This window comes from Stenotrophomonas sp. TWI1409 (assembly GCF_039673015.1).
In the GTDB taxonomy this organism is placed as follows: Bacteria; Pseudomonadota; Gammaproteobacteria; order Xanthomonadales; family Xanthomonadaceae; genus Stenotrophomonas; species Stenotrophomonas maltophilia_A.
The window spans coordinates 84,999-102,911 of sequence record NZ_JBDJKU010000001.1 but is presented as its reverse complement, the minus strand read 5'-3'; the positions used below and the strand labels follow the sequence as shown (position 1 = coordinate 102,911).

At 64.5% G+C, this 17,913-nt stretch carries 14 protein-coding genes; 7 read left to right on the top strand and 7 right to left on the bottom strand.

Annotated features, from left to right (window positions below; all coding sequences use genetic code 11):
* Positions 1 to 3: 3 nt before the first annotated feature.
* The 5 genes from ABE423_RS00535 to ABE423_RS00515 form a co-directional block, all read right to left on the bottom strand.
* On the bottom strand, positions 4 to 660 hold the full coding sequence (locus ABE423_RS00535; RefSeq protein WP_346484589.1) for a TetR family transcriptional regulator: 657 nt from the start codon (positions 658 to 660) through the stop codon (positions 4 to 6).
* Positions 661 to 716: 56 nt separating this feature from the next.
* Positions 717 to 1,292: a TetR/AcrR family transcriptional regulator gene (locus ABE423_RS00530; protein WP_232053917.1), complete on the bottom strand. Its 576-nt coding sequence runs from the start codon at positions 1,290 to 1,292 to the stop codon at positions 717 to 719.
* 76 nt (positions 1,293 to 1,368) lie between these two features.
* The gene (locus ABE423_RS00525) at positions 1,369 to 2,898 is read right to left on the bottom strand and encodes a TolC family protein (RefSeq protein ID WP_346484588.1); all 1,530 of its coding nucleotides are present in this window, start codon (positions 2,896 to 2,898) and stop codon (positions 1,369 to 1,371) included.
* A 2-nt stretch (positions 2,899 to 2,900) separates the two neighbouring features.
* On the bottom strand, positions 2,901 to 5,948 hold the full coding sequence (locus ABE423_RS00520) for an efflux RND transporter permease subunit (protein ID WP_346484587.1): 3,048 nt from the start codon (positions 5,946 to 5,948) through the stop codon (positions 2,901 to 2,903).
* Positions 5,945 to 7,033, bottom strand: a complete 1,089-nt coding sequence (locus ABE423_RS00515; RefSeq protein WP_253143160.1) for an efflux RND transporter periplasmic adaptor subunit — start codon at positions 7,031 to 7,033, stop codon at positions 5,945 to 5,947. Before ABE423_RS00515 ends, ABE423_RS00520 begins: the two co-directional genes overlap by 4 nt.
* A 277-nt stretch (positions 7,034 to 7,310) precedes the next feature.
* On the opposite strand from ABE423_RS00515, the gene ABE423_RS00510 reads away from it, so the two are divergent.
* The 7 genes from ABE423_RS00510 to ABE423_RS00480 all read left to right on the top strand — a co-directional run bounded on the left by ABE423_RS00510 (position 7,311) and on the right by ABE423_RS00480 (position 16,375).
* Positions 7,311 to 8,501 (top strand): AraC family transcriptional regulator, encoded by a 1,191-nt coding sequence (locus ABE423_RS00510; protein WP_253143159.1) that lies wholly within the window; start codon positions 7,311 to 7,313, stop codon positions 8,499 to 8,501.
* Between the two features lie 175 nt (positions 8,502 to 8,676).
* Positions 8,677 to 9,087, top strand: coding sequence for a hypothetical protein (locus ABE423_RS00505; protein ID WP_012511082.1), 411 nt, complete (start codon positions 8,677 to 8,679; stop codon positions 9,085 to 9,087).
* Positions 9,088 to 9,352: 265 nt separating this feature from the next.
* Entirely contained in the window at positions 9,353 to 10,033 is a 681-nt protein-coding gene (locus ABE423_RS00500; RefSeq protein ID WP_180837104.1) for a DUF3313 family protein, read from the top strand.
* A 204-nt stretch (positions 10,034 to 10,237) separates the two neighbouring features.
* A complete protein-coding gene (locus tag ABE423_RS00495) occupies positions 10,238 to 10,840 on the top strand; it encodes a sigma-70 family RNA polymerase sigma factor (RefSeq protein WP_346484586.1) in 603 nt (200 codons plus the stop codon).
* A complete protein-coding gene (locus ABE423_RS00490; protein ID WP_346484585.1) occupies positions 10,837 to 11,880 on the top strand; it encodes a FecR domain-containing protein in 1,044 nt (347 codons plus the stop codon). Before ABE423_RS00495 ends, ABE423_RS00490 begins: the two co-directional genes overlap by 4 nt.
* A 108-nt stretch (positions 11,881 to 11,988) precedes the next feature.
* Positions 11,989 to 14,445 (top strand): TonB-dependent siderophore receptor, encoded by a 2,457-nt coding sequence (locus tag ABE423_RS00485; RefSeq protein WP_346484584.1) that lies wholly within the window; start codon positions 11,989 to 11,991, stop codon positions 14,443 to 14,445.
* Between the two features lie 70 nt (positions 14,446 to 14,515).
* Complete coding sequence (locus ABE423_RS00480) at positions 14,516 to 16,375, top strand: PepSY-associated TM helix domain-containing protein (protein ID WP_346484583.1); 1,860 nt, start codon at positions 14,516 to 14,518, stop codon at positions 16,373 to 16,375.
* A gap of 24 nt (positions 16,376 to 16,399) precedes the next feature.
* Here ABE423_RS00480 and ABE423_RS00475 read toward each other — a convergent pair whose 3' ends face one another.
* Together ABE423_RS00475 and ABE423_RS00470 are read right to left on the bottom strand one after the other, a co-directional pair.
* The gene (locus tag ABE423_RS00475) at positions 16,400 to 17,437 is read right to left on the bottom strand and encodes an alpha/beta hydrolase (RefSeq protein ID WP_346484582.1); all 1,038 of its coding nucleotides are present in this window, start codon (positions 17,435 to 17,437) and stop codon (positions 16,400 to 16,402) included.
* A complete protein-coding gene (locus ABE423_RS00470; RefSeq protein ID WP_065723301.1) occupies positions 17,434 to 17,910 on the bottom strand; it encodes a cupin domain-containing protein in 477 nt (158 codons plus the stop codon). The genes ABE423_RS00475 and ABE423_RS00470 overlap by 4 nt, the downstream gene beginning before the upstream one ends.
* Between the last annotated feature and the right edge of the window lie 3 nt (positions 17,911 to 17,913).

Genomic DNA, 17,913 nt, shown 5'->3' with positions numbered 1-17,913 from the left:
GGCTCAGCCCACGCATGGGCTGAGCCACGCTCCGGCGGCCGCGAAGGGAGCAGCCATGTGCAGCCTGAGCAGGTCTTCCACGGTGCGTGCCCCGCCCATCTCCAGGTCGAGGATGCCGGGCTCCAGGATTGATCCCAGCAGAACACCGACCGCGATCGCATGAAGGCTGCGCGCCGCAGTGGCTGTATCAACGCCCTCACGGAGCTGGCCCAGTGCTCCTGCACGCTGGTATACAAGCTCCAGCATGCGGACCTCCGGCATCGCGCACGCCGCGAGCACGTCGCCTATGCCGCCCAGCTCATGTGATGCACCAGAGCGCAGCAGAAGCTCAACCGTTCGGCGAACGCGTGGGGTGCGGCGCGTGTGATCAAATACCCTGACCAGGTCCGCAAACAGAAGCTTGAACGGGTCACTGCACTGCCGGATGGCGGCTTCCCGCAGTCCTTCGGGTGCATCTGGCCGCCCTCGCGCGGAAAGTTCACCCAGCAGGTTCTGACGGGACCCGAAGTGCCAGTAGATCGCGCCGCGCGAATAGCCGCACTCGGTGGCGATCAGCTCCAGCGTGGCGCCGGCGGGCCCATGGCGCAGCAGGCACACCATTGCGGCATCGAGGATCCTCTCACGCGTGGCGTGTGCGTCCTCCCTGGTTCTTCTAGCCATGGCACGGTTGCATCCCTGCTGTTCGATGAGCGCGCGACCGCGCGTCCTGATCGTCCTTAGACAAGGCGATGGGACGGACCGTGGCCACAGCGCTGCACCGGGATCTGCGGCGTTTGAATGTCGATCTTCGGTTCATTGGCTGGGGCAGGGCAGGACAGTGAGCCAAGCCACAGACCATCGGCGGCGAGACGCGCAGACCTCAGCGCGGGATCGTCGGCCTCGGACGGCTCGGTGGCCAGCTTCTTCTTCATCCACTCGATCCACTGCGACGCGGATACCTGGGTCAGGTCCAGGCGGATGATCAGGGCCGAGAGCATTGCAACGTCGTGCCGCCTGCAGCCCTCGACCACCGATTCCACGTAGGCGTTGGTGAATGCGCCGGGGCGGAGCCCGTTGGCACGCATTCTCCGTTCCACGTCCTGATTGAAGTTCTGCAGCCAGCACGAGAAAGTGGCGTCGATGAGATCCTGCTTGCAGTAGAAGTGATGGAACATCGCCCCACGGCTGACGCCCGAGCATTCGAGAATCTCACTGACGGTCACCGAAGACCGACCATTGCGGACGATAAGCGCTGCCGTTTCGCGGATGAGTATGCCGGGCACACGCACGGACGAACTGTGGGTAGCGTTCAAGAGAGTTTTCCTCATGTAGCGGGCGACGAACGATCCGCCAGGCCGGTACGGCCTGGCGGGTTGCCGTTCGAGCCAGTCAGTGATGCGCCGCGGATGCTTCGCTTTCGGCGCTCTTCCGGGAAGCGATGGGCCTGCCGATTTCAATCTCAGGGTCCCCCTTCTCGGGCTGCCATGCCCCCAGCGCCAGCTGCACCTGCACGTGGGCCATCAGCAGCCCGGCCTGTGCCGCCGCAAGCTCTCTGCGCGCCTTTTCGTGCAGCGCCTGCTGCTGCAGGCCGGCATCCTTCGGCTCGATTCCGGCGTCCACGCGGGAAGAGGCATAGGCCGAAGATCTGCTGTTGAGTGCCTCGGCATTTACCGCCTGCTGCATCCTGACCTGGGAACTCGTCCACGCATGCAGGGAGTCCTCACTCTCCTTCAGCGCCGTCAGCACGGTCTGCTCGAAGGCATGCCAGTTCTGATCACTGCCGGCGCGAGCGGCTTCCTCCCTGGCCTTCTTCCGGCCAAAGCTCAGCCACTCCCACTGAAGCTCCGGGCCGGCCGAGAAGCGCTTTGCACTGGAATCGCCCAGCGAACCGAACGGTGCAAGGATGCCGCCGAAAACATTCAGCGTGAGGCGCGGAAGGTGCGCGCGCTCGGCGAGTACGACGTTGCCACGGCTTGCTCGCAGTAGTGCATCGGCCTTGGCGACGTCCGGCCGCCGCGCCAGGAGGTCGGTCGGCTGCGCAAGCGATGCAAGATCCGGTGGGGCCGGCAGTGGAGCTGGGGCCAGCAACGCCTCCCAGGCGTCATCCTGCGCGGTCGGCGGGCGGCCCGCAAGAACCGCCAATGCGGCCCTGTCCGCCTGCAGCCGGGTAGCGGTTGCCGCCTCCTGCGCCACCAGCTCGGCATGTTCGGATTCGACCGCAAGTGCCTCCCTGCGATCGACCAGCCCGGCCGCATACCGGGCCTTCACACGCACAACGCGCGCCTTGCTCAGCTCAACCTCCCGCTCAAGAGAGGCCAGGTTGATCTGGTCCATCCTGAGCAGGAAGTAGTTCTTCGCAACCTCGGCCTGGAGCACTGCGGCAGCTGATCTCGCGTCAGCCGCCGCCGCATCGGCCTTGCGATCGGCCATGGCTGCGGCGGTGCCAATGCGCCCAAACAGATCCAGCTCCCAGGAGAACATCTGTCCGGCGGACAGCAGCCTCTGGGAAGGGGGGCGGGGAAGATCCTGGCGATAGGGATCCGCTTCGATCTGGGCGGACTGCATGGCTTCGGCCTTGACCTGCAGCGCACCGCTCGGCAGATAGTCCTTGCGCGCCGCGCCTGCCAGCGCCCGCGCTTCCACCACGGCGGCAAGGGCAGACTTCAGGTCATGATTCCCGCGCATGGCCAGGCTGACCAGTGCATCCAAGTTGGGGTCGGAGAAGTCCTTCCACCATTGCCTGTTGGGCGTCCCGGGCAGCACATCCGCATCCAGCGCCGCCGGCGTGGGTGCCTGGCCCACATGATGCCGGGCTGCGGCGTCAGGGATCCCGGTCCTGGGGGCCACAGAGGCGCAGCCAGAAGACAGGGCCACAAGCACAGCAATCGACAGGCAGGCAACTCGGTTTCCAATAGCCATGATCATGCCTCCTCGGCCGGGTGAATGCGGTAGAGCGCGGCATACAGCGCTGGAATGAGACCGAGCGTGATCAGCGTTCCAAGGGCGAGGCCGCCGATCATCACGATCGACATGCTGGTCCACATGGAGCCGCCAAACAGCAGCAGCGGGACAAGGCCGAGAATGCAGACCATCTTGGTCATGACGATGGGCCGCAGGCGCTTTGCCGCAGCCTCTTCAATGGCCTGGAGAGGAGGCAAGCCATCGCGCTGGCCTTCGTCGATCGCATCGATGAGAAGAATCGCGTTGTTGACGATGATGCCGGCAAGTGCGAGCAGCCCCAGTGTTCCGATGAAGGTCAGGCTGGTGCCACTCAGCTTGAGTGCCAAGGTCGCGCCGATGACCACGAACGGAATGCTCGCCAGGACGATCAGGCTCTTGCGGATGCTCTCGAACTGCCATACGAACAACAGGAACATGGCAGCAAGGCAGAGCGGGAGCAGCTTCTCGATGCCTTCGTTGGCACTCTTGCTTTCCTCGATCTCGCCACCGAGTTCAACCCGCACGCCCTGCTTGCGGAATTCGGAAAGAAGTGGCTCGACCTTGTCCGCGATCCCCTGGGCTGTCAGCTCGGAGCTCTTTGCAAGCACGGTGACCGCTCGCGCCTGATTCACTCGCTGGATTGAAGACAGCTGCGGCGCCAACCGAAGCTTGGCCACCTGGCCCAGGGGCACGCTTCCGCTGCCATCCGCCTTCTGGATCGGGAGTGCCTCAAGCTGGCCGATATCCGTGCGCAGTGCCGCCTCTCCGCGGAGGATGACCGGGAGAACGGTGTCGCCCTCACGATAACGGGAGATCGTTGCGCCGGTCAGCAGCATGTCCATGCTCTTGGCGATGTCCGCGCTGCTGATGCCTGCGGCCTGGGCCTTGGGTTGATCGACGTCCACATCAAGCTGGACAACCTGGCGTTCGGCATCGCTGGATACATCCACCATCCCCGGCGTGTCCTGCAGCGTGCGCAGCAGCTTCTCGGCGGCAATCCGATGTGCGCCGTCGCTGCTGGAGATGCGGAACGTCGCTACGCCGGCATCCGAAGACCCCATCGAGAACCGCTTGGGCTCCACCCGCACATCCGGGAAGTGTGTTGCCATCACAGAACGCAGCCGCTCAATGGCCGCTTCATGCTTGACGCCCTTCGCAAGTGACAGCACGGCATACGCGCGGTGTCCTGCAGGAGTAGGGGGATTGAGTGCCAGAATGAAGCGTGGGCCACCATCGCCCATGTACAGGGCGTGGCTGGAGATCTCCGGAACGAGCTTCTCGTCGGCCAGTACCTTGCTGATCTGGTGAGCAACCGCCATCGTATTGGCCGGACTGGAATCCGGGGACAGCTCGATGGCCATCTGCAGCTGATGGCGCTCGGACGGCGGCATCAGCTCATTGGGGACGGTGGTGAACAACCAGCCGGAGGTTGCCAGCAGTGCAACCATTACGCCGATGTAGATGGCCTTGTGTCCCAGGATCCAGCGGACCTTGCCGCGGTACCAGCCCGTCAACCGCTCGACCGCGCGTGCGGTGCGGCTGAGTTCGGCATGGTGATGGGCAAAGTACTTGCACAGCAGCGGAATCAGGGTAACGCCGATGACCAGCGACAACAGCAGCGCGATGGCCATCACGATGCCGAGGCTGCGCAGATACTCGCCGGTTTCCGTGCTGGAGATGGCCAGCGGCATGAACGCGAGAATGATCGCCAGCGAAGAAACCAGAAGCGGCACGAACATCGTGCTGCCTGCGTGAGCGGCAGCCTGGTCCGGCGACTCACCCAGCGAGAGCCGCCGCTCCATGTCCTCGGCAACCACGATCGCGTTGTCAACGAACAGGCCCAGGGCAATGATGATTGCACCCACCGAGATCATGTGCAGATCGATGTTCAGGATCTTCATGATTGCCATCGTCCCCAGCACCGTGGTCGGCACGATGGCGCTGACGATCAGGCCGGTCCTCATTCCAAGGAACAGCACGACGACCGCCATGACGATGGCCAGGGTCTCCAAGAAAACCTTGGCAACACGCAGCAGCTGGGTGGAAACAACCTCGGCCTGATCCGTGATCTGGACAAGCTGCATGCCGGCCGGCAGCGTTTCCGAAAGCCGTTCAACGTCGCCGCGCAGCAGATCGGCGAAGCTGACTACGTTGAGTCCTGGCGCCATGGAGACCGCTATCACCACGGCCGGCGTGCCATTCACGAATGCACCCGTCATCGGCGGGTCCTGGGTCACCCGTTCCACTCGCGCAAGGGCGCCCAGGGGCACCGAGCCACCCCTCGGCAGCGGAATTGGCGTGCTCTTCAGCTGGGACGGGTTGTCGGCGTCACCGCTCACGTTGAGCGCGATCTCCGAACCCCCGATCTCGACGTAACCTGCCGGCGCAATGACATTGCGCCTGGAAACCGCGTCGGCAATCACATTGGGGTTGAGCCCACGCGCAGCCAGGGAAGGCACGTCCAGGATGATCTGGACCTGCTCGTCCCTCACGCCGTGGAGCGAGACACGCTCCACCCCGGGCAGCCGGAACAGCTCATCGCGCAGGCGGCGTGCCTCTGCCCGAAGCTCGCCTGCGTTATAGCCTTCGCCGGTCAGGCCCATGGTCATCACCGCAACCCGACCGAATTCGTCGTCCACGACCGGGCCAATCGTTCCCTCGGGAAGCTGGCTCTGGATGTCCCCCATGCGCGAGCGCAAACGCTGCCACACGATGGGGATCTTTTCCGATTCCACGGTGGGATAGAGATCAACGTAGGTGAACGCAAAGCCTGGACGAACAGTCGTCCGGATGCGCTTGACCTCCGGCATGCCACGAATGCTCTCCTCGATCGGGCGAGCGACCAGCTGCTCGACCCGGTCCACGCCGGCGCCCGGCATGAAGCTGAGTACCGTCGCCGTGCGAATGGTGATGGGGGGCTCTTCAGTGGATGGGAAGTCCAGCGCCAGAATGAGGCCGGTGAGGACGATCGCTACAATCGCCAGCAAGGTCAGGCGGGGGCGCGCCAGCGAGAATGAGGAGAGGCTCATTGTTCTGATCCCATCTTCATTTCGACGGGCTTGATCAGCGTGCCCGGACGGATGGCCTTGGCACCCGCAACCACGACACGCTGACCGGCGGAAATCTGCCCGCTCACCTCGATCCAGTCACCGTGATACTGACCCAGATCTACCTCCGCCAGCTCGGTCGTCTTGCCATCCTTTGCCAGCCGAAGCACCTGGCCCTTGCCGCCAACGGCAGACGGCAGAACAGCCCGAAATGGTACTTGAAGCCTGGCTGGGCCTGTATCCGTTCCTGTGATCCGGACCGACCAAGTCGAACCCACGGTCGCCGCCTCGGGCACTGCGATGTATGCGGTACGCACGCCGCCTGCATCAACGCGGCCGTCGACACGGAGCACCTTGCTCGCCACGGTGTCCGAGCCGCTGATCAGGTTGACCACCTGCCCAACAGCCAGGGGAGCAGTGCCCGGAATCGCGACAGACAGCTCGCGGCCCGCACCATCGACCTGGATGGCAACAGCGCCGGGGCCCACGGACTGTCCAACTTCAACGTTTCGGGCAGCCACGACTCCGTCAAACGTTGCCTTCAGCGTGGCTTCGCCTTGCGACCAGCCGGCGAGCTCGTGCTGCGCGCGGGCATTGCGGACGGCCGCATTGGCAGCCGCCAGTTCGGCCTTCGCGGCGGTCATCTCCGCCGGGCTGAGCGCATCAGCCTTCTGCGCAACATCCAGTCGCTCGACGCGTCGCTGGACCTCGTCCAGTGCGGCCTGCGCGCGTGCGACGTCGCCGGCAGCGGACGCCTCCTGCGCTGCAAAGGGGACCGGATCCAGTCGAGCAAGCACCTGTCCCTTGCGTACAACGTCACCCGGTTCAACAAGTACCGCGGAGACCTTTCCGGAGACCGGGAAGGACAGCTGTCCTCGCTGCGTGGCACGCACGGTGCCGATGTAAGCGCGCTGATCGCCAGCAGCCTGTCGAACGGAGGCGACATACGCGGTGCGGGCTTCTGCCGTCCCGCTCTCTGGTGTATCGGAACATCCCGTCATCGCGGACAGGGCAATGGCCAGCGCGCTGAGACGAGGCACCAATGACCAGGTCATATGGGTTTTCACGTTCGATTCCTTGTATGGGTGGTCAGTTCCACAGACCAGCGCGGTGTGGTCAGGTCTGCAGGCGGCGTAAATTTAGGGGGACACCTGCACCCCGAACAGGACAGTTGTGGACACGCGGGGGCTCAAACAGGTCATCTGGGACAGATGGCGCGCCTGGTGATCCCTCGTCGCATGAGATGTCCCAGCCTGAATCTGGTCAGCGACGTGAGGGCATGGTTACTGTCGGTGCCCTCAAAGGGACATTGGAGGTCGGGCAGGGGACCCAAAAGGCCAGAATGTGTCCGCCACGTTGAAACAGGTCCCCTGGCGGCCCGACTATGTGGGCGTCGCACTACCTTTCGAAGACGTGATGGCCCCTATCCCCAAGAATTTGCCGGCATTCAAGGACTGGCCTGTCGCCGGCGAGGATCCCGCGCTGGATGCTGCCGGTCTCCAGGCTTCTGAAGATCCAAACGCCGCAAGCGAATCGCAGATTGCCGAGATAGTGCCTACCGGGGCGAGGGCAATCCTCGGCTTGGTCGAGGACCGGGGGTTCTCTCCGGAAGAGCTATGCCGCGGGCTCGGCTTCACTTATCGCGATCTATCAATGAGGGACGTGAGGCTGTCCTACCGCCAGATGCGCCAGTTGTTCATGCGGGCTGAGCGTTTGCTGGGCGAACCTGCGCTGGGCCTGGCACTGGGAGCCAGACAGACGCCCATTTCCTGGGGCGTACCCGGATTGGCAATGCTCACCTGCGAGACCTACGGCGATGCACTGACGTACGGCCTCACCCATCAGCAAGCCATCGGCTCGATGCTGATCCACACGGTGGAGGAGGTGGGAAGGGAAGTGAGGATGGAAGTCCGGTTCAAACGATTCGACATTCAACTGGAGTCGGTGCTGGTCGAGGACGCGTTCGCCGGATTCGTTGCGGTCAGCAGATACGTAATTGGACCATCATTCGCGCCACTCAGGGTTGATTTCTCACTCCCCAAGCCCTCTGATCCTGAAGTCTATCGACGATTCTTCCAGTGCCCTGTCCGCTTCGATGCTGGCGTCAATCGCCTGACCATAGACTCACATTGGCTGAGCGCGCGCTTGCCCGGTTTCGATCGGGTCAATTCAAGAATTGTCCGAGAGCAGTTGGATTCACTTCTTCCAACGCGAGGGGGCCGCAATGAGATTGTTGAATCCCTGTCGAGCCACCTTCGATGTGATATCGAGTCAACGACCAAGCAGAGCGAACTTGCGAGCCTGATCAATGTTAGTGAAAGAACGCTCCGCCGCCGCCTGAGCCGCCAGGATTCCAGTTATAGGGAGATTCGGGACGAAGCGAGGTATGAGCGGGCCCGCGATCTCCTGCTGAACTCAGAGTTGAGCATCGCCGAAATTGCAGACGCGGTTGGATATTCCGACGCCCGTGCATTCCGCCGCGCATTCAAGCGTTGGGCGGGTTGCCTGCCAACCGAGTTCCGGGAATCCAGGTAGACAGCATCCACCCTGGTTCCAGCACGGCGGGTAGCCATCGGTAGAGACCGGGCCACCCAATGACGTCGGGGCTGCCGCCGGGCCGTGCTGCCGGTGGTGGTTGCGCGTCTGTAGTCCATTGCACCAGTGCGTGTGCAGTCCTCTCCAGCCACCCCTCCTTCACCTGGGTAGAACCATGAAGCGCATACGGCTGTTTGAATCGAAACTCGCGGCGAGATTCCTTGAGGTCGATCGATTGGCGCGGGAAGGCGCTACGTTGAAGAACGTGGCTGAGAACATGCGCACGATCACCATTGCGGTGACGATGCTGATCGTGGTGGGGCTGCTGATGGACGTTCCGGCGTCCGTCATTCGTGTGGCGGCCATCGCATGGGGGTGCTGGGCATTGGTCTATGCGCTGCTTGCCGCAGCACAAGCAGGACTTCTCTTTGTCCTGCTGCTTGGCGAGGTGGCCCTGTTGAAGCACATCCTCATCCGAATTGGATTTCTCAGAGGCGCCATTGCCACAGGATTCGCGGTGCTTGTCGTGATCATCATGGCAGTGTCGTGCGTGCTGTTCGATCCGAAGCACATGTTGCATTGGTGATTGCCGACATCCTGCCGACACCCTGCAATCGTCGGGCCCGGCATTCCGGACCGGCCAAGGCGAGCCCCGCACATGGGGGATGTTCGACCTCGATTGATTCCGTTCCACTCAACCTGTGAAAGTCATGCACTCTGCAATTCCCTGCTGCCGTCGTCATTCATCAGGCGGCGATCGAACTGCCACTCTGGCCAGAACATCCGGTTCCGGACGCGTCGCGAAAGGCAGCTTGTGGCGGCGGGTTCCGCGGCTCCTCGCAGGAGTGGGAATGCTGTTGCTGGCCGCATGCAGTCCGGTGCATGTGGTCAGGTCAAACCAGGCCAGGACCTATGCAGGGCTCAGCATCCACGGGGAGCGTCGGATGGAGATCGTGCCAGCGGGTAGCACGCACGGGCACTTCCAGACGGTGACTCTCGCCCCCGTCCTGCTGATGCCAGAGGTGGCTGCAACGCTGAGCCCGGGCGTCGGTGATCGCCTCAAGGCTGCCGTAAGCAGTCAGCTGCAGCGGCAGATCGACAGGCGCCTGGGCCGGAGTGGGGCAGGGCGACCGGGAACGGGGCTGTTGCTGCTTGCAAGGATCACCTCGGTGAAGGAGGTGTCTGTCGGCCTGAACATTGCCACATCGGTCCTGATGGGGCCGGTGAGCAAGGGGCAGCTTTCCCTCGAGATCGAGGCGATCGACGCAGGCACTGGCAGGCAGGTAGCACTGCTGCTGCTCGCCGACGAAGCCGATATGAGGGACATCCGGAAAAGCTACACCCCGGACGGTCATGCCAAGGCGCTTGCAGGCCGGTTCGCGATTGAGGCGGTGGAGTTCATCGCGCCAATGGTGCGATCACGGCAGCTTCCCGGAGAGCGCAACTGCCGTGCGCTTCACCCCGGTTCCCAGGCCTCATCCGAACCGCGGCTGCAGGAAAGGGAGGGGGTAGGGAGTTCCAATTGCAAATGACTCTCACTACACTTGCGGCATCCCACCCCTTCCGCCGCCTATGGCGGCCAGAACTCCGGCTCCCAACGTGAATTCCCCGCCCCACCTGTGCAGACCGCAGGCATTTGCCCTGAGGGTGATGTGTCCACGCTAGGCCGGGGCACGGGCAGCAACGCAGATCGGGCCTCGTCCACGGAGGCAGGCATTCCGGAAGACGTCTCGCCAATGGGCGGCAACCTCCTTGCGAAAGCCTATGCCCGCTGGCGCGGGCCCATTCTGCGCAGCCTTGCGCGTGTCAGAGGTGCGGACGGTGAGGACGCCCTGCACGACGGTGCAGTCAAATGGCTGGCGGCAAACCCTGCACTGGCCTCGTGCGACCAGCAAGGCGCCTATTTCCGGCGAACGGTGATGAACACCGTGGCCGATGAGTATCGTGAGCACACCGCAGGTCGCCGTCTCCAGACCCTGCCACTGGCAGATGCCGAGGATGCGGGCCAAGCCATCACCAGCGATGAATCACAGTGCCCGTTGCAGCTCAGCGCCCAGCGGCAGCGCCTGGAGCGCCTGCGAGAAGCGCTGGCCGAGCTGCCGGAACGTCAACGCGAGGCCTTCGTGCTCTGCCGCTTCGATGGGCTGACCCAGGAGGACGTGGCCGCTCGCATGCAGATCTCCCGCCGCATGGTGGTCAAGCACCTGTCGCGAGCGGTTGCCTACTGCGAAGTGCGGGTACGCTATGCGTCTCTGGCACAGATGCAGGAACTGCATCGCCCGACCAAGGCGGGCGAGGCGTTGGCGCCTGCCATCGATGCTGATTTTCCCTCCCGATGACCGATCTCCCTTCTGCCGCAGGTTCCGACCCGTTTGCCCTGCATGAGGCGGCCGCCGCATGGATGGTGCGGCGGCAGGATGAGGACTGGCAACCGGAAGAAGAGGCGGCCCTGCAGCACTGGCTGGCCGGGAGCGAAGCGCACCGACAGGCGTTCGCCGATGTGACCAGAACTTGGCACGACCTGGGCCTGCTGCCACGCCCCGTACTGGCCTCGGACGCGCATGCGGTGATCACCCCAGCAGTACCTGCACCTGCCGCTCTACGGCGGGGCAGGGCGGCGCGGCGTGCACGCTCGTGGCGCCTGCCCCGCATTGCGGCGGCTGCCGCCGCGGCAATGCTGGCCTTGGGGTACGTCGGCTACGGTTGGTACACCGCGCCCAGCTACGTACAGGACGTGGCCACCGGTGCGGGCGAGATACGTGATCTTCAATTGCCGGACGGCTCACGGATTTCACTCAATGCACGCAGCACGCTGGCGGTGCATTTCTATGGGTCCCGTCGTGAAGTGGTGCTCAGCCAGGGCGAGGCGTTCTTCGAGGTCGCCCCGGCGGCCGACCGACCCTTCACCGTCGATGCCCAGCGCAGCCGGGTGACGGTGGTCGGCACGGCCTTCAATGTGCGCAATGGGCCGGGCGAAGTCGTGGTCAAGGTGCTGCATGGGCACGTGCGGGTGCAGCCGGATCGCGCCGAAGGTGCCTCGCCGGTCAGCCTGCGCGCCGAACAGGGCCTGGCCGTTACCACGCTCACCGCTGCTTATCGCCCCATCGCCGCAAGCGCAGACAGCATTGGCGGTTGGCGCAATGGACGCCTGGTGTTCCGGCGCACCCCGCTGGACGAAGTGGCGCAGGAGGTCGGGCAGTATCTGGGCCATCCCGTCACGTTGGGCCAGCCAGGGCTGAAGTTCCTGCCGGTCTCCGGCTACGCAGCCACCGATGCCCCGGCCACCTTCCTGGAAGCGCTGCCGGATCTGTTGCCCGTGCAGGTGACCCGCACTGCCCAGGGCGGCTATCGCATCGACGAACGGCCTGTCACCCGCTGACGCCGGAACGAAAATTTCTTCCGGCGCGGGTTCCCACCCCACCGCCATTTTCCGTTTACCCCAGTGAGGCCAGTAGCGGCCAAGCATGATGGAGCGGTAATGGGGTACATGAAGATCAAGCGCGCACTTGTTGCTGGCGCGTTCTCTACGGGGGTACACGCCAAGCGGCTGCCGTTGCTGGCACTGTGCATTTCCAGCGCGCTGGCAGCGCCGACCATTGCACAGGCGCAGCCGGCTGCGCGCGTGCAGTTCGATATTCCGGCGCAACCGCTGGATGCCGCACTGCGCCGCTTTTCCGAGCAGTCCCGGCAGCAGGTGCTGTTCAGCGAATCGGCGGTGGCGGGCCGTCGCGCCCCGGCCTTGACCGGCAGCTACACGCCGCAGGAGGCACTGGCGCGCCTGCTGGAGGGGAGTGGCGTGCGTGTCAATGCCACCCGTCCGGGCGTGTTCACCCTGGCCCAGGAAGCAGCAACACCTGCGCGCAGCAAGGAGGCCCAGACCACCCTGCAGACCGTGAACGTGACCGCCAATGCCCCAAGCGATGGCGCTTACACGGCACGTGAACTGAGCCTGGGCAAGCTGGGGCAGAGCATCCGCCAGACCCCGCAGTCGGTCAGCGTGATCACCCGCCAGCAGCTGGACGACCGCAACCTCACCACGCTGGACGAGGCCCTGGCGCAGACCACGGGTGTGACCAAGACCGCCCGCAACTTCGGCAACCACAAGTTCTCGATCCGCAGCTTTACCGTGGACGACAGCAACTATCTGGTCGACGGCGTGGCCGGCATCGTCTATGCGCCCGTGGGTTGGCTGCCGATCGACACCGCGGTACTGGAGCGCGTTGAAGTGCTGCGCGGTGCTGGTGGCATGATGCTGGGTGCAGCCGACCCCAGCGGAGCAATCAACATGGTGCGCAAGCGCCCGCGCGACCAGGCTCATCTGGATCTGGCCGCAACCGTGGGCTCGTGGGACAACTACCGTGTCGAAGTCGATGGCGGTGGCCCGCTCAATGCCGCCGGCAGCGTGCGCGGCCGACTGGTCGCCGCCTACCAGGACCGCGATTACTTCCAGCGGGGCACCTCATCGAAGACGCCGGTGGCCTATGGGGTGATCGATGCCGATCTGGGCACGGATACCACGCTGACCTTCGGCCTGCGCCATCAGGCCAGTGACACCGACGGCTACTGGCTGTTCGGCCTGCCGCGCTACACCGATGGCGGTGCGCTGGACATCAAGCGTTCCACCTCGCTCATCCAGGACTGGAACCGGCAGGAGGGCTCCGTCGACGAAGCCTTTGCAGAGGCGGAGCACCGCTTCAACGAACGCTGGAAGGCACGCCTGTCGGTGAACCGCACCGAGTCGGACCTGGACCAGCGTGTCGCGGTTCCGCTGGGCGGGGTGGACCGCGCCACCGGCATCGGTTCGCGCTTCTATGACATCTATTTCAACCGCTCGCGCGTGCGTAGTGATGGCATCGACCTGCACACCACCGGCAGTTTCGACGCCTTCGGCCGCAGCCATCAGCTGCTGCTGGGCGCGATGTGGTCGCGCCAGCGTACCCGCCAGAGCTCGGCGGACCTGGCCATCGACGTGCCGATTGATGTCTACGCACCCGACCACAGCGCCATTGCGCAGCCGATGCAGCCCGCGTGGGACTGGTCAGAAAACGCCCGCGCCCAGCAGAGCGGCGTGTACAGCAACCTGCGCCTGCAGCTGGCAGAACCGCTGCACCTCACGCTGGGTGGCCGGTTGAGCTGGGTGAAGTACCAGTCCAGCGATGGCTTCACCGGCGCCAAGAGCCGCGACTACGAACAGAAGCACGAATTCACCCCGTACGCCGGCCTTGTCTACGACCTGGGTCCGCAATGGTCGGTCTATGCCAGCTACGCCGATACCTTCCAGCCGCAGAGCTCGTACGTCACCGCGTCCGGCTCGGTGCTGGATCCGGCCATCGGCGCCAACTACGAGCTGGGCGTGAAGGGTGAGTTGAACGATGGCCGCCTGAATGTCTCCGCCGCAGTGTTCTCCATCCGCAAGACCGGCAACGCCGTGGTGGACGAATCCGACCCGGGCAGCTGCCGTGGCTCGCTGGCGTCGTCCGATTGCTACCGCAATGGCGGCAAGCTGCGCAGCAAGGGCTTTGAGCTGGAGGCCAGCGGCGAACTGGCGCCGGGCTGGCAGATGATGGCGGGCTATACCCACGTCACCAGCCGCGACGATGAGGGCGCGACCATCAGCGCCGAGACGCCCCGCCACCTGCTGCGCCTGTCGACGTCCTACCAGCTGCCGGGCAAGTGGAACGCGTTCTCCGTGGGCGGTGGTGTATCGGCACAGAGCAGCTACTCCTATCCGGCCTACGACGACCCGGACTGGCGCATGGGCGCAGCGGGACGTGCCGTGTGGGACCTGCGGGCCGGCTACCGGATCAATCCGCGCTGGAGCGTAGGCGTCAACGTGGCCAACCTGTTCGACACCCGCTACTACGCGATGATCAGCCAGATCCGCCGCGGCAACTTCTTTGGCGAACCCCGCAATGTGATGCTGACGCTGCGCGGCTCGCTGTGACCTTCCGTAGCCGGCGGGGCAACGGCCTGCCCGCCACGGGGCAGGCATGAAAGCGGGCTTTCGGCAGAGCATGTCGTGGCTGCACACCTGGTGCGGCCTCACCTGTGGCTGGTTGTTGTGCGCGATTTTCCTGACCGGCACGCTCAGCGTGTTCCGTGAGCCGATCACGCGATGGATGGAGGCCGGCCCCGTGCCGGTCTCCTCGCCAGCGGTGGACACCGCAACGCAGGCGGTGCGTGCGCAGCACTGGCTGGCCGCCAACGCCGCCGATGCCCGGGCATGGCAGATCCGTTGGCCTGCGCAGCACGGCTGGCCGCTGGAGCTGTCATGGGAGGATGGCGACGGCACTGCGCACGAACGCTGGGTGGATGCCCGCGCCGGCATGCCACAGCCTCCACCTCGTCTTCGGGAAACCGAAGGCGGGCGCAACTTCATGTCCTTCCATTACACCCTGCACGGCGGCATGGCCGGCTACTGGCTGGTCGGCTGGATCACCGCCTGCATGCTGCTGGCGCTGGTGTCCGGCGTGGTGGTGCATAAACGCATCTTCAAGGACTTCTTCACCTTCCGCCCGGGCAAGGGACAGCGCAGTTGGCTGGATGCGCACAACCTGAGTGCCGTGCTGACCCTGCCGTTCCTGTTCATGATCGGCTACACCGGGCTGACCTTCTTCTACAGCAGCTATCTGCCGTGGCCGGTGCATGCGGCCTATGGCGATGCCGATGACGCCTATGCGCGCTACGAAGCCGAGCTGGCGCCTGTGCAGCCGACTCCGCCAGGCATCCTGGTATCCACCGCGCAACTACCGGACCTGCAGCACCTGCTGGCACGCGCGCAGGCCATCATCGGGCAGCCGCCGGCATTGATCGTGATCCAGGCGCCCGGCACCGTGCACAGCGTGGTGGAGGTGATCGGTCGCAAGCCCGTGGGGCGCGCAGACAGGCATCTGCTGACCGAGGCCAGCCGGGTGACGTTCGATGCTGCCAGCGGCGCGCTGCTGCAACAGCATGGTGCACATCCGCATGTCATTGGCGCCGTACAGGTGCACGAAACCATCGAAGCACTGCACAAGGCCGATTTCGGCGGCTGGCCGATGAAGTGGCTGTACTTCATCAGCGGCCTGCTGGGCACGGCGATGATCGCCATCGGCACGCTGCTGTTCTCCATCAAGCGGCGCAAGCGCAGCGAGCATGAGTTCGGCGCGGCCACGGCGGGCATCTACCGCTGCGTGGAAGCCTTCAACGTGGCATCGCTGGCCGGGGTGGCGCTGGCAAGCATCGTCTACCTGTATGGCAATCGGTTGCTGCCATTGGAAATGAGCGGTCGCAGTGCGTGGGAAATACGCATTTTTCTTGCGGCCTGCGCTGCCTCGGTGCTGCACGCGCTTTGGCGCCCACCTCGCCTGGCCTGGATCGAGCAGCTGTGGCTGGCCGCAGCGCTGTGCCTGGCACTGCCGCTGGTGAACATGGCAACCACCGGTCAAGGCATGCTGATGTATCTGCAGCGCGGTGCATGGCAGCAGGCCGGCGTGGAGCTGGTCGCACTGGCATTCGGGTTGATGCTGGCAAGAATGGCCCTGATGCTGCAGCGCCGCTGGCCACGGGCGCAGGAGGCGGCGCGCCCGGCCAAGCCTCCGGCCGGGCGGGAACCGGCCTATCGCTGGCAGGTGGCGAGCCGCGTGCTGGCCGCCTCGCTGGGCGGATACCTGATCACTGCCGTTACGGCCACGGCACTGGCGTTGTTGTTGCCCGTGCTGGCAGGGGTAAGGACAGCCGTTTCGGTCCTGGCCAGTTCACTGCTGGGGTTCGTGCTGTTCATTGCCGTTGCTGCGGGCGTCTTCAGTGCCCGCAGTGTTGGGAGGGTGTGGCTGAGTCTGGCGGCGGGGAGTGCCCTGATGGGGTTGCTGGTGGCGATGCTGCGGACGGGGTGAGGCCAGGGGGGGGGCGTTGGCCTGTCACATGCTTCCGTCCAGGCTCTTCCGGAAGAACGCCCCCAGCGCTGCAAACGGAATCAGATCGGTGCGGTCGTACAGATCCACATGGCCTGCACCCTTCACCCACAGCAGTTCCTTCGGTTGTCCCGCCAGCCGGTAGGCCTCCTTACTGAATTCCTTTGAATGCGCCTGATCACCCGCAATGAACAACATCGGACGCGGGGAGATGGTCTCGATGTCGTTGAACGGATAGAAGTTCATGAACTTCACGTTGCTGGTCAGCGTCGGGTGGGTGGTGAGCTGCGGTGATGAGCCGGCCGGCGTGAATTCGCCACGCGGCGTTCGGTAGAAGTCGTAGAACTCGCGCTGGATCGGATGAGTTTCTGCCTCAAGCCTATGCACCGTGCCGGAGGTGTACTGTGCGGCGCCGCCCTCGGCTTCGACCCAACGCTGGCGCGCGGCAGCAGCAATCACGGCCTTGCGCTGCTCAACGCTCTGCGAGCGGTTGAGGGCACTGCGGTTCGCAGCGCCCATGTCGTACATGCTGACGGTAGCAATGGCTTTCATGCGCGGGTCGATCTTGGCCGCACTGATCACGAAACTGCCACTGCCGCAGATGCCAAGCAAGCCGATCCGTTCGCGATCCACCTGTGGCTGCGTGCCCAGGTAATCGACGGCTGCACTGAAGGCCTCGGCATAGATGTCCGGCGCAACTGCATTGCGGGGCTCGCCCGCACTTTCACCCCAGAATGACTGGTCGATAGCCAGGGTCACGAAACCTTGTTCAGCCAGCTTCTGTGCGTAGAGATCCGCACTCTGCTCCTTCACCGCGCCCATGGGATGGCCCACGATGATGGCGGGTAATGCTTGCCCAGGCCTGCGGTTCTTCGGCACGTAAAGATTGCCGACGATCTGCATGTGGTACTGGTTGTTGAAGCGCACCTTCTCGCTGGTGAGCTGAGTGCTGTGATAGAAGTTGTCCGCGCCGTGGGCCATGTCCTGTCCAACTGCAGTGAGGGGGATGGCCGCGAGGACCAGAGAAAGCAGCAGCGTCTTCATTCGCGCATCTCCGAATACTGTTCGTCGCTTACTTTCTCCAGCCACGTCACCGGGCTGCCATCCACCGCCTCGGCAATCGCGATGTGGGTCATCGCCACTGCGGCACTTGCGCCATGCCAGTGCTTCACGCCCGGGGCGATCCACACGGTGTCACCCGGACGGATCTGCTGGCGTGGCTGACCCCACTGCTGCACCCAGCCCACGCCCGCTGTCACGATGAGGGTCTGGCCCAGCGGGTGGGTGTGCCAGGCCGTGCGTGCGCCGGGCTCAAATGTGACCGTTGCACCGCCTACGCGTGCCGGCGCAGGGCGTTGGAAGCCGCCGTCGATGCGCACGTTGCCGGTGAAGTAGTCAGCGGGGCCCGCCACGGAAGATGCGCTGCCAGCAGGCGTTATGCTCAGATCGTCACTGGCCGGGCCGCCGCCGGTGGCAGGCGCAGCCATGGATATCAACGTGCCGAGAAGCATGGACATGGG

What these genes read in the sequence shown, in the direction of transcription:
- ABE423_RS00535 (WP_346484589.1), bottom strand. Translation starts at nt 660, where the DNA reads ATGGCTAGAAGAACCAGGGAGGACGCACACGCCACGCGTGAGAGGATC.
- ABE423_RS00525 (WP_346484588.1), bottom strand. Translation starts at nt 2,898, where the DNA reads ATGGCTATTGGAAACCGAGTTGCCTGCCTGTCGATTGCTGTGCTTGTG.
- ABE423_RS00520 (WP_346484587.1), bottom strand. Translation starts at nt 5,948, where the DNA reads ATGAGCCTCTCCTCATTCTCGCTGGCGCGCCCCCGCCTGACCTTGCTG.
- ABE423_RS00505 (WP_012511082.1), top strand. Translation starts at nt 8,677, where the DNA reads ATGAAGCGCATACGGCTGTTTGAATCGAAACTCGCGGCGAGATTCCTT.
- ABE423_RS00500 (WP_180837104.1), top strand. Translation starts at nt 9,353, where the DNA reads ATGCTGTTGCTGGCCGCATGCAGTCCGGTGCATGTGGTCAGGTCAAAC.
- ABE423_RS00495 (WP_346484586.1), top strand. Translation starts at nt 10,238, where the DNA reads ATGGGCGGCAACCTCCTTGCGAAAGCCTATGCCCGCTGGCGCGGGCCC.
- ABE423_RS00490 (WP_346484585.1), top strand. Translation starts at nt 10,837, where the DNA reads ATGACCGATCTCCCTTCTGCCGCAGGTTCCGACCCGTTTGCCCTGCAT.
- ABE423_RS00485 (WP_346484584.1), top strand. Translation starts at nt 11,989, where the DNA reads ATGAAGATCAAGCGCGCACTTGTTGCTGGCGCGTTCTCTACGGGGGTA.
- ABE423_RS00480 (WP_346484583.1), top strand. Translation starts at nt 14,516, where the DNA reads ATGTCGTGGCTGCACACCTGGTGCGGCCTCACCTGTGGCTGGTTGTTG.
- ABE423_RS00475 (WP_346484582.1), bottom strand. Translation starts at nt 17,437, where the DNA reads ATGAAGACGCTGCTGCTTTCTCTGGTCCTCGCGGCCATCCCCCTCACT.
- ABE423_RS00470 (WP_065723301.1), bottom strand. Translation starts at nt 17,910, where the DNA reads ATGTCCATGCTTCTCGGCACGTTGATATCCATGGCTGCGCCTGCCACC.